Source organism: Vibrio sp. 1069 (assembly GCF_033340555.1).
The window spans coordinates 1-807 of the sequence record NZ_JAWOWP010000247.1 but is presented as its reverse complement, the minus strand read 5'-3'; the positions used below and the strand labels follow the sequence as shown (position 1 = coordinate 807).

1 protein-coding gene is annotated in these 807 nt (G+C 41.8%); it reads right to left on the bottom strand.

All coding sequences use genetic code 11. The features are described 5' to 3' along the window. Window positions 1-34: 34 nt before the first annotated feature. Window positions 35-807, bottom strand: a 773-nt coding sequence (gene zapE / locus R7040_RS25765) for a cell division protein ZapE (protein ID WP_318097476.1), incomplete at its 5' end; no start/stop codon positions are given.

Below are 807 nucleotides of genomic sequence, written 5' to 3'. Positions count from 1 at the left end.
ATTTTTTCTTCACTTTTTAAAGAGGCAATCAAATTTACGCCAAATGCTCGCGAGCAAGATACTCATGACTCTGCATCTCGGTTAAACGTGATACACAACGCTTGAACTCAAATTCCAGTTGTCCTTCGCTATATAAGGCATCCATCTCGACTTCCGCTGAAATAATCAGTTTTACGTTACGCTCATAAAACTCGTCGACTAAAGCAATAAAACGCCTCGCAGCATCATCAATTTTACGATTCATCTGACGAACATCGGCCAGTAAAACCGTGTGATAAATACGTGAGAGTTCAATGTAATCGTTTTGACTTCGAGCGGTTTGGCACAACTGCTCAAAAGAAGCATGTAACACCCCATCACTGGCTTCAATCACGTTATTCTGTCGCTGATTAATGTCGATTTTGTGAGCAACGCTTTTACGCTCAGCCGTAAGCTGCTGATAATAGGTATTTAAATTAATAGAAGCCTGCTCATCCAATGGATAATGGTAGATTTCGGCTTGTTCCAACGTCCTCAGACGATAATCGACACCACTATCCACATTTAGTACATGGCAACGCGCCAAAATCATATCAATAGCAGGAAGGAAACGAGCTCGCTGTAAGCCATTACGATACAAATTTTGTGGTTCGATGTTTGACGTCGCCACCAGCACCATCTGACGCTTAAACATTTCTTGCAACAATGTGGCAAGAATCATGGCATCAGTTATGTCAGAGACAAAGAACTCGTCAAAACAAACAATATCCGCTTCTTGTTTAAATAAGTCGGCAACTTTGGAGAGAGGATTTTCTACCTCCCCCAAGC